Source organism: Sediminimonas sp. (assembly GCF_024637375.1).
Lineage (GTDB): Bacteria > Pseudomonadota > Alphaproteobacteria > Rhodobacterales > Rhodobacteraceae > Sediminimonas.
In genome coordinates this window covers 19,575-28,520 of sequence record NZ_JAGXFK010000068.1, presented here as the reverse complement: position 1 = coordinate 28,520, position 8,946 = coordinate 19,575, and the positions used below count along the sequence as shown (strand labels likewise).

At 68.8% G+C, this 8,946-nt stretch carries 7 protein-coding genes and 1 pseudogene; 1 reads left to right on the top strand and 7 read right to left on the bottom strand.

Annotated features, from left to right (window positions below; translation table 11 throughout):
• Window positions 1-230, bottom strand: a pseudogene (locus tag Q0L89_RS11290) (metal ABC transporter permease); the annotation flags it as partial.
• A 98-nt stretch (window positions 231-328) separates the two neighbouring features.
• The gene (locus tag Q0L89_RS11285; RefSeq protein WP_296765077.1) at window positions 329-2,227 is read right to left on the bottom strand and encodes a LysM peptidoglycan-binding domain-containing protein; all 1,899 of its coding nucleotides are present in this window, start codon (window positions 2,225-2,227) and stop codon (window positions 329-331) included.
• Window positions 2,228-2,330: 103 nt separating this feature from the next.
• Here Q0L89_RS11285 and Q0L89_RS11280 point away from each other — a divergent pair, with 103 nt between their 5' ends.
• Entirely contained in the window at window positions 2,331-2,927 is a 597-nt protein-coding gene (locus Q0L89_RS11280; protein WP_296765076.1) for a TIGR00730 family Rossman fold protein, read from the top strand.
• Here Q0L89_RS11280 and rarD read toward each other — a convergent pair.
• The 5 genes from rarD to Q0L89_RS11255 all read right to left on the bottom strand — a co-directional run bounded on the left by rarD (window position 2,843) and on the right by Q0L89_RS11255 (window position 8,879).
• Complete coding sequence (gene rarD, locus Q0L89_RS11275; protein WP_296765074.1) at window positions 2,843-3,769, bottom strand: EamA family transporter RarD; 927 nt, start codon at window positions 3,767-3,769, stop codon at window positions 2,843-2,845. The two genes, Q0L89_RS11280 and rarD, sit on opposite strands and share 85 nt — an antisense overlap.
• Before the next feature lie 92 nt (window positions 3,770-3,861).
• Entirely contained in the window at window positions 3,862-4,317 is a 456-nt protein-coding gene (locus tag Q0L89_RS11270) for a host attachment family protein (protein ID WP_296765073.1), read from the bottom strand.
• Window positions 4,318-4,552: 235 nt separating this feature from the next.
• Window positions 4,553-5,152, bottom strand: coding sequence for a superoxide dismutase (locus Q0L89_RS11265; protein ID WP_296765070.1), 600 nt, complete (start codon window positions 5,150-5,152; stop codon window positions 4,553-4,555).
• A gap of 138 nt (window positions 5,153-5,290) precedes the next feature.
• On the bottom strand, window positions 5,291-5,869 hold the full coding sequence (locus Q0L89_RS11260; RefSeq protein ID WP_296765068.1) for a sarcosine oxidase subunit gamma: 579 nt from the start codon (window positions 5,867-5,869) through the stop codon (window positions 5,291-5,293).
• Window positions 5,862-8,879 carry a sarcosine oxidase subunit alpha family protein gene (locus Q0L89_RS11255; RefSeq protein WP_296765067.1) on the bottom strand — a complete coding sequence of 1,006 codons (3,018 nt, stop codon included), beginning with the start codon at window positions 8,877-8,879 and terminating at the stop codon, window positions 5,862-5,864. The genes Q0L89_RS11260 and Q0L89_RS11255 overlap by 8 nt, the downstream gene beginning before the upstream one ends.
• Between the last annotated feature and the right edge of the window lie 67 nt (window positions 8,880-8,946).

The window sequence follows — 8,946 nt, the reverse complement described above, 5'->3', positions numbered from 1 at the left end:
AGGTCGGACACCCCCTCGCCCGACAGCGCATCGACCGCGTATTTGTAGATCACCGGCGTGCCCACCGACACCAGCTTGGAGGCCAGCAGCGCGACAAGCGCCAGCACCACGCGCCGCTTCACCCAGGGCAGGCCATCGGGCCACAGATAGGGTGCGACGCGCCGGATCGTGCGCAGCGCCGAGGCCTGGTCGGCGTTCAGGGCGGAATCGGTCGGGGTCAGGCGGCGCATGGGTGGGCTTTCGGCTGATCGCGCGAGGGGTGGTGGTAGGCGACAGATAGACCCGCGCCGCGGCGATGACCAGCCCACGGGCGCCGCGGCGGCGCCGATCACTTCGGCACGGTGAACACCTGCCCGGGATAGATCAGGTCAGGGTCACGGATCTTGTCGCGGTTGGCCTCGAACACCCGCACGTAGAGGATACCCTCGCCATAGTTGCGCCGCGCGATGCCCCACAGGGTATTGCCACGCTGCACCACGACGCGGCGCACCGGCGCCTTGCCCGCCTCGTCGCCGGCGCCGTCGGATTGCGCCATCGCGGCGGCCAGCCGCTCGGGCGCCTCGCGCTTGAACGGGGTTTCGACGCGCGCCGAGACCTCGCCTTCGGCGTCGATCTGGTCCACGCGCAGCGTGTAGATACCGGCATCGACCTCGGGCAGCGTGCTGCGCCAGTTGCCATCGGCGGCGATCCGCGACGTGGTGATCGGTGCGTTGTCGAGGTAGACGCGGACGAAACCTTCGCCCGCACCACGACCTGCGATCTGCACATCGCCGCTGTCGGAGTAGCTGATGGTGTCGATGGAAACCCGGGCCATCGTCTCCGGTGCGGTGCCGCCCGCGGGTTGCAGTAGCCGCACCCCTTCGCGCGTCGACAGCAGAACCGCCGGCGCCTGTGCCGCGACTTCGGTGCCAGCCGGTTCGGGCGCCGCGCGCTGCGGTGCCGGTGGCGGCGCGTCCCCGCTCTCGGCGAGGGTCTCGCCGGGGGTCGTGGCGGTTTCGGGCGCGGACGGGGCCCTTGCTGCGGCCTCGGTGACGGACGGGGCCGGTGCATCCGGCCCGCCCGGCGCGGGGGTGTCTTCGGCGGGGGTGTCGGCCGCCGCGACCTGATCGGCGGGCGCATCACCCTCGGCTGTCACGGCAGGCGCTTCGGATTGCGGCGTCTCGGGTTGCGTTTCTTCGACCCCGGCCACCGCGTCGGCCGCGTCACCGCCGGTTGCCGTGGTGGTCGGTTCGGGTTGCGGCGTCTCGGCGCGGGTGACCACATCGGCCGCGTCAGCGGGATCGCGGTTTGCATCCGGGGTGGTTGCGCCTGTCTGCGCGGCGCCGGGCTGCTCAGCCGTGGCAACCTCTTCGTCGGCGGTGGACGTGCCCGGCTTGTCGGCGGGCGCCTCCGCGACCGCGACGTCGCGCGCGGGTGGCGCGGTGTCCCGGTCTTGTTGCGGCGGGACCGTATCCGCCGGGGCGCCGTCCGGCAGAGGCGCCGGCGTCGGCGCGACAACTTCCTCCGCCTGCGCGACGTCCTCCTGCGCGTCGGCCTGCGGCGCGGCCTCGTCCTGCGCGGCGTTCCCGCGGGTGACATCCTGGTTGTTGTCCGCCGCCTCGCCTGGCGTCGCGGTATCCGGCGTCGCCTCGGCCATGTTGACCGTTTGATCGGGCTGGGCTTCGGGTTCCGGCGCGCGGCGGGTGCCGAAGGGGGCGACGATCACCGTCTCGTCGGACGGGATCTTGCGGCCATCGACCTCCATCAGCAAGCTCAGCATGCGCGGCGCCTCGGCGGGGGCCAGCGTCAGTATCCCCGCGAAGGCGCCGTCGCGCCCGATGCTCAGGTCGTGTACCGCCTCGTCGTCAAGCAGCACCTTCAGCCCGGCCCCCGGCACGCCACGCCCACCGATCACCGTTGTGCCGTCCGGGGCCACGCGCACGGTATCGAACCGCGGCGGCGGCGGCGCGGCAGCGGGGTCCGCCACGGTCTCGGCGCCGGACTCGGGCTCGGACTCGGGCGTGGCGACCGGCTCTGTCGCGTCCGCCTCATCCATTTCCGCATCGTCGTCGGACAGGGCGGCTGGCGCTTGGGCTTGCTGCGGGGCCTCTTCGTGCGCCGGAGCATCGGGCGTCGGGTCGGGGCCGATAACACCCAAGGCATAAAGACCGATGGCGGCAGCCCCGGCCACCGCGACCCCGCCGATGGTCAGGGCCGGAGCCCCGGCCAGTCCTGCCTTTGCGAACATCTTTTCCCCTTCCCTCCGCCCATCCCAGAAACGGCGGTTGAGTGACATTATCAACAAGGCTATCAGGGGTCAAAAGCCCTCTGACAGCAAGGCGACCCGAGCAATGCCCCGATCCGGCCCCACCACCGAGCCCAAGCCCTCCGTCTGCGTGTATTGCGGATCGCGCGCCGGCGCAAACCCCGCCTTCGCGCGCGAAGCCGAGGCCCTGGGCCGCACCATCGCCGCCGAGGGCTGGCAACTGGTCTACGGCGCCGGCGACATCGGGCTGATGGGCGCCGTCGCGCGCGCCGCGCAAGAGGCCGGCGGCGACACCTTCGGGGTGATCCCGCTGCACCTGCTCGAGCGCGAGGTCGGCAAGCACGACCTGTCGCGCTTCGTGGTCACCGAGACCATGCACGAGCGCAAGAAGGTGATGTTCATGAACGCCCAGGCCATCGTGGTGCTGCCCGGCGGCGCCGGATCGCTGGACGAGTTGTTCGAGGTTCTCACCTGGCGGCAACTGGGCCTGCACGACAAGCCGATCTTCCTGCTCGACACCGCCGGCTACTGGCAGCCGCTGCTGGCCCTGCTGCGCCACGTCATCGACCACGGCTTCGCCGACGAGTCGGTGCTGGGCTATCTGACGCCGGTGGCCAGCTCGGATGATTTGGCCCGCGCCCTGCGCGCCGCCCTCTCGGCGCGCACCGCCGTGACCGAGTAGATCGCCAGCGCCGTCCAGATCAGGGCAAAGGCGGTCGCGTGCCAGGGGCCGAACGGTTCGCCGAACACCATCACCGCGCAGAAGAATTGCAGCGTCGGGTTGAGGTATTGCACCAAGCCGACCGTCGCCATGCGCACCCGCCGCGTGGCATAGGAAAACAGGATCAGCGGCGTGCCCGTCAACGGCCCCGAGAACGCCAGCAGCGCGCTGTCGGATACCGACGCCCCGAAAGCGCCGCTGCCGTCGCCGCCGGTGTGAAATATCCACAACACCAGCAACGCGATCGGTGACAGCAGCAGAACCTCGGCCGTCACGGACACGACAGGGCCAACAGAAATGTATTTCTTTACAAGTCCGTACATGCCAAAGCTGATGGAAAGGACCAGCGCAATCCACGGCGCCACACCCAACCCCCAGGTCAGCAGCGCGACCGCCAGCGCCGCCAGCGCCACCGCCACCGCCTGCGCGCGGCCCAGCTTTTCACCGAAGGCCACCATGCCGATCACCACCGCCACCAGCGGGAACAGGTAGTACCCCATCGACGCCTCGGTCGCCTTGCCGATCTGGATCGACATGATGAAGATGAACCAGTTGGTCGAGATCATCAGCGCCGCGAAGCCGATGATCACCGCCGCGCGAAACCCGCCAAGCGCACGCCCCAACGCGCCGAGCCGGCGTTGCAGCAGCAGGACACCGGCGAAGAACGCCAGCGACCACAAGGTGCGGTGCGCCAGTATCTCGATCGGCGCGATATGTTCCAGCATCTTGTAGAAAAGCGGTGACAAGCCCCAGATGGTGCACGCCGCCACCATCGCCGCCACGCCCTTGCCCGCCTCGCCCATCGCCCTGCATCCCGCTCATGTCGCCGCTGCGCCAGTGCTGCCGCAAACCGGGCGCCAAGACAATGGGCTATCGCGTGACGGGGTGGCGGCGCTCAGTGCTCCGCCAGTGCCTCGATCACCCGGCGCTTGATCTCGGGCAGGGGGTGGTTGGTAAGGGTCTTGGCGATCTCCGCGCGCACCCGGCCCGCCGCGCCCTCGTGCAGGTGATCGCGCAATTCACCCAGCGTCTTGGGGGGCGCGACCAGCACGATATCCTCGAACGTGCCGGCATACGCCTCGCGGTTCACGATATCTGCGATTCCGGCGGCGAACCTGTCCTTGGCCAGGCGGTGCCAGTCGGGCTCTTCCATCGCCGAAAGCTGCCCCGCCCCGGTGTCGGGAATGCGCCCGGGCCGGTCCGAGGTCTGTTCGCCCTGGCGGGGGTTTTCCTGCGATTCGACGCGCAGAACCTCAAGTTCGGGGTGCGCGGCGCCGGCCACGTTGCGCAGGAACAGCGCCTTTTCCCCGTCTGCGACCAGAACCCATGCCTTCTTCTGAAGCTTCGCCATCGTCCATCTCCTGTTACTATAACGTTTCCGTCCGCACCAAAGCACACAAGCGCGACGCGGCGAAACGATCCAGATCAAACCGGCGCGGGTTTTCTCCCTCTCTCCGGAAATAGCCCGGGGAAGGCGCCTGCCGGACGACCGGGAGCGGCGCGCCACCTTCCGCCCGCCACGACCGAGGGCGCCCCGCCGGCACAGAGGCGGGGCGCGGCCAGCGGAGCGAAGTCATCCGCGCCGATTACATGCGCGCGGCGACGTTTTCCCAGTTCACCAGGTTTTCAAGGAAGTTCTGCAGGTAGGCCGGGCGCTTGTTGCGGAAGTCGATGTAGTAGGAATGTTCCCACACGTCACAGCCCAAAAGCGCGGTCTGGCCAAAGCACAGCGGGTTCACGCCGTTCTCGGTCTTGGTCACCTTGAGGCTGCCGTCCTTGTCCTTGACCAGCCATGCCCAGCCCGAGCCGAACTGCCCGGCGCCCGCGGCGGCGAAGTCTTCCTTGAACTTGTCGACGCTGCCGAACGCCTCGACCAGCGCCTTTTCCAGTTCGCCGGGCATGCCGGTCTTGCCGGGGCCCATCATTTCCCAGAACTGGCTGTGGTTCCAGTGCTGGCTGGCATTGTTGAAGATGCCGGATTGCGCCACGGCGTTCGCGTCGTAGGTGCCCTTGATGATCTCCTCGACGGGTTTGCCGTCCCACTCGGTGCCGGAAATCGCCTTGTTGCCGTTGTCGACGTAGGCCTTGTGGTGAATGTCGTGGTGGTATTCCATCGTCTCGCGCGACATGCCCAGGTCTGCCAGGGCGTCGTGCGCATAGGGAAGGTCGGGAAGTTCAAAAGCCATTTTCGGGCCCCCTTGTTGTTACTGCGTTGAAATTGTCTGGTCCTCTTAAGTGGGCCGCTGCCATCGGGGCGTCAACCCCGCCCGGTGCCGGGCGGGGCCGATGCGCGGCCACCGGCGGCGCCGCCCTCAGGCCCGGAATCAGGCCTGAAAATAGCCCACGCCGCTGCCCTTTGCAGCAGCGGTTGTCAGCAAATCGAACATGTATTGCGCCACCGAGCGGAAACAGATCACCCGCGCCGCGCCCTGTCGTGGCATCCAGAACGCCCCGGGCACCTGCGCCAGCCGCGTGCGGCGGAAATCGCCGGGCCCGAATGCCTCTGCCGACAGGTCCGCCGGCGCCAGCTTGGCCAGCACTTCGCGCAGCGCGCCGTCGTCGCCCTCCAGCGCGAATGTCGCCCGCGCGTCCGACACGTTGACCGCCAGGTGGTGCACGCCGTCGAGCGCCCGCGCCAGCGCCGCGCAGGTCGCGTCGGCCTGCCCGTGCGGGCAAAGCAGCAGCGCCTCGTCGGGGGCCATCCAGGCCACCGCGCTGTCGCCGGCGGCGGTGATCTTGCGCTGACCGGGCATGTCGCAGCCGCTGACCTGCTTGACGGCGGCGTGCAGCGCGTCGGCGCCGAGATCGCCGCGCAGCGTCACCATGCCCCGCAACCCGGCATCGGCCACCCGCACCAGGCCTTCGAAGGATGCGCCGTCGAGCGCGCTTGCCGCTTCAGACATTTTGCTTGTCCCCGTCCTTGTCGTACCAGACCTGATCGACGAGTCTCGCCTGGACAACGCTGCCGTCGAGGCGCGGAAACTCCAGCACCTCGCCCATCCGGTCGGGACCGTGGAGCACCAGCCCCATGGCGATTCCCCGATCCAGCGTGGGCGAGTGATAGGTCGAGGTAACCCGCCCCTGCACCACGCGCTGGCCGTTGGCGTTGACGCCCTCGCCCACGGCATAGGCGCCGTCGGGAAGCACGCTGCCGTCGAGCGTTTCCAGCCCCACAAGCTTCCAGCGGTCGGGGTCGACCATGTGGCTGCGCGCCTGCGCGCGTTTGCCGATATAGTCGTCCTTCTTCTTCGATATGGCCCAGTTCAGGCCCAGGTCCTGCGGAATCACCGTGCCATCGGTTTCATCCCCGATCATGATGAAGCCCTTTTCGGCGCGCATGACATGCAATGCCTCGGTTCCGTATGGGGTGACGCCGTATTCTTTCCCGGCGGTCAGCAACCTGTCCCAGAAGGCGCGCCCCATGCTGGCCGGGACGGCGATTTCATAGCTCAACTCGCCGGAAAACGAGATGCGGAAGATGCGGCTATCAACACCCGCCAGCGTTCCCTCGGTCCATTGCATGAACGCCAGCGCCTCTTTCGAGACATCGACGCCGCCCAGCTTTTCCAGCACCTTGCGCGCGTTGGGGCCGACGACGCCGAACTGCGCGTACTGCTCGGTCACGTTGACCACATAGACCTGCCAGTCCCACCATTCGGTTTGCAGGAATTCCTCCATGTGGGCGTGCACGCGTTCGGCCCCGCCGGTGGTGGTGTGGCACAGCCAGGTGTCGTCGGACAGGCGCGCCACGACGCCGTCATCCATCAGGAATCCGTTCTCGCTGCACATCAGCCCGTAGCGGCATTTGCCGACCGCCAGGGTGGACATCATGTTGGTGTACATCATGTCCATGAAGCGGCCCGCGTCGGGGCCCTTGACGATCAGCTTGCCCAGCGTCGAGGCGTCGAGCAGGCCGAGGCTGTCGCGGGTGGCCCTGATTTCACGCGCCACGGCGTCGTCATGGCTTTCGCCCGGTTGCGGGAAACAATAGGGCCGCTGCCACTGGCCGACGGGTTCCATGTAGGCGCCCTGCGCCTCGTGCCAGTCGTGGATCGGGGTGCGCCGGATGGGCTGGAACAGGGGACCGCGCGCCTCGCCGGCGATGGCGCCGAAGCTGATCGGCGTGTAGGGCGGGCGAAAGGTGGTGGTGCCGGTCTGCGGGATCGGCTGGCCCAATGCATCCGACAGGATCGCCAGGCCGTTGATATTGCTCAGCTTGCCCTGGTCGGTGGCCATGCCCAGCGTGGTATAGCGCTTGGTGTGCTCGACGCTTTCATACCCCTCGCGCGCGGCCAGTTGCACGTCCGAGACCTTGACGTCGTTCTGGTAGTCCAGCCACGCTTTCATCCGCAGCTTGATCCCGGCGCCCTGGGGCATCAGCCAGACGGGCTCCAGCGGCGCCTCCTCGCCGGCCTGCGCCTTGGGCGCGGCCTTGCGGCCCGGTTTGTGGCCGGTGGCGCGCGCGGCGGCCTGGCCGGCGGCGTGGGCATCCTTGAGGATGGCGGCGAGGTCGAATTCACCGTTCGCCGCACCGCAGGCGGTGACGAAGGGCGCGCCGTCATGGCCAGTGGGCGCGCGGTCCGCATCGGGGCGGAACATCGCGCTGCCCTCGTCCCATGTCAGCTTGCCGCCGCAATGCGACCACAGGTGTACCACCGGCGACCAGCCGCCCGACATCGCCACCGCGTCGCAGGGCACCTCTTCGAGCACCGCACCCTCGCCGGCCTGGGCGCAGATCGCCACCCCGGTGACGCGCTTGCTGCCCGTGACCCTGGCGATGCCCTTGCCGTTTTCCACCCGGATGCCGAGTTCGCGCGCCGCATCGGCCAGCGCGCCGCCGCCCGCGGCGCGGGCGTCGAGGATCACCGGCACCTCCAGCCCCGCGTGCCTGAGCGCGATGGCGGTGCGGTAGGCATCGTCGTTGTTGGTCACCACGACGGTGCGGTCGCCCGCCGAGACGCCCCAGTTGACTACGTAGTCGCGCAGGCCCGAGGCCAGCATCACGCCCGGCACATCGTTGCCGGCGAACGACAGCGGCCGTTCGATGGCGCCGGTGGCGGTGACGACCTGGCGCGCGCGGATGCGCCACAGCCGGTGGCGCGGGCCGTCCATGCCGGGGGCGTGATCGCTGATGCGCTCGTAGCCCAGAACGTAGCCATGATCATAGACCCCGGCGCCCATGCAGCGGGTGCGCAGGGTGACGTTGGGCATTGCTTCCAGATCAGCAACACACTGGTTCACGAAATCATCGACCGGCTGATCGGCGACCTCGCCGCCATCGACCGGCGCCCGCCCGCCCCAGTGCGGCGTCTGTTCGATCAACAGCACCCTGGCACCGGTGCGCCCCGCCGCCAGTGCGGCCTGCAACCCCGCGACACCGCCCCCGATCACCAGCACGTCGGTGTAAGCGTAGAAATGCTCATACGTGTCGGCGTCGCGGGTTTCCGCGTCGGGCGCCTTGCCCAGCCCGGCGGACTGGCGCACGAACGGCTCGTAGACGTGTTTCCAGAAGACGCGCGGGAACAGGAACATCTTGTAGTAAAACCCCGCCGGCAGGAACCGGGCGAAGGCCTGGTTCACCGCGCCGATGTCGTATTCGAGGCTGGGCCAGTGGTTCTGGCTGATCATCTGCGCGCCGTCGAACAGCTCGGTCGTGGTGGCGCGCTGGTTGGGCTCGAACCGGGCGCCATGGCCCAGGCCCACCAGCGCGTTGGGTTCCTCGGCGCCGCTGGCGACCAGCCCGCGCGGGCGGTGGTACTTGAACGAGCGGCCCAGCATCATCCGGTCGTTGGCCAGAAGCGCCGAGGCCAGCGTGTCACCGGCAAAGCCGGTCATGCGGGCACCGTTGAAGGTGAAGCTTTGCAGCCTGGAGCGGTCGATCAGGCGGCCACCTGTGGCGAGGCGTGTGCTCATGCTCGGGTCCTCGTTTTGGCGGAGAGCGGCCGGGGGCTGTCTGCCCCCCGGACCCCCCGAGGATATT